Here is a 1,001-nt window from a genome sequence, read left to right on the forward strand (position 1 = left end):
AGAAGTCGCCCAGACGCGCAAAGGGCGTGCCGCGCCCGATGCCGGGGATCGTGATTCTGGTCCACGGCGTGAACGACGTGGGTGAGGCTTACCAGAACCAGGAGAAGGGTATCCTTGCCGGACTGAGTAAACGGCTTAATCGCCAGGATTTTTACGCTCATGAATGGAAAGACTACAGGATCACGGCTCCTGGCCGTTCGCCCATTATCCCGTTTTACTGGGGATATAAACCGGTGACCTATGACGACTACCGGGCAGACCAGAAGCGCTACCGGGAAGAGGTCGGCAAGATGAGTGATAAAGCCCATCTGCCGTATGATGCCTATCAGGAAAATAACGAGAAGAATAAAGCGGCGCTGGGTAATGACGGCAAAGGGCCGTTTAAATTCCAGAGCGATAACTTTAAAAACGCCCTCGATATGCATTTTGCCAAAGGTGGCGGGACCTTCGCCAATGCCACCACCACCATCCCGGATATGCTGGGACCGGGTGCCGGTGGCTTTGGTGTGGCCGCAGCGGGATTTGCCTCGCTGCACCTCAATGACGGGGACTATACGCATCCTGTTTATGAGAACCCGCATCGCATCTATCAGTTTTTTGCCGCTCAACGGCTGGCGGATTTGATTATTCAGATTCGAAGTGATCCTGTCACTGAAAAGGATGTGATTAATGTGGTCGCCCACAGCCAGGGTACGATCATCACCATGCTGGCAAATATGTTGGTTAAACAGGCCGGATATGATCCCGTTAACTGCGTCATTCTTAACCACTCTCCCTATTCGCTGGAGTCGCGCGTGTTTGAAAATATTCAGCCCGGATATCAACAGACCAACGCGGCCAGGCAGAACACCTTTAAAAACTTCTGTCGCCTGATGTACACGCAGTGGAAAGGGGGCGGAAAAATATCAGAGGGTGAATTGCAGGCGATGGAGGCCTCCTGCACCCTGCGTAAACCTTCCGATAATCCGCTGCGGACCGATGACCGGTATTCCCGGAGCAAT

Annotated in this window: 1 protein-coding gene; it reads left to right on the forward strand. The window is 53.2% G+C overall.

The window, feature by feature from the left end; all coding sequences use genetic code 11:
* Positions 1 to 1,001: T6SS effector phospholipase Tle3 domain-containing protein (locus ACT3IC_RS23500; protein WP_473479883.1), on the forward strand; the 1,001-nt coding region annotated here is incomplete at both ends.

This window comes from Leclercia sp. GHBNCSD (assembly GCF_055805075.1).